At 64.7% G+C, this 238-nt stretch carries 1 protein-coding gene; it reads right to left on the reverse strand.

Going from position 1 to position 238, the window contains the following annotated elements:
- A partial coding sequence (locus SB753_RS41130) for a GntR family transcriptional regulator (RefSeq protein ID WP_410805688.1) occupies positions 1 to 238 on the reverse strand: 238 nt, incomplete at both ends.

A 238-nucleotide genomic window follows, 5' to 3' on the forward strand; every position in this document is an offset into this window, starting at 1 on the left:
GACCTTCGAGCACGCCGCGCACGTCGATTGCATTCAGCACGTCGCGCACGCTGAAGCGCCGCACCACGAAACCACGTGCGCCCGAGCGTTCGAGCAGCGCTTCGCTTGCCAATACACTCAACGCATAGCGCAGCGGCGTGCGGGATACGCCGAGCCATTGCGCGAGTTGCGCCTCGACGAGACGCTGGCCGGGCGCCAGTTCGCCCGCGAGGATCTTTTCTCGCAGCGTTTGAACAAT

The organism is Paraburkholderia sp. SIMBA_053, assembly GCF_046534895.1.
GTDB classification, from domain to species: Bacteria; Pseudomonadota; Gammaproteobacteria; order Burkholderiales; family Burkholderiaceae; genus Paraburkholderia; species Paraburkholderia caledonica.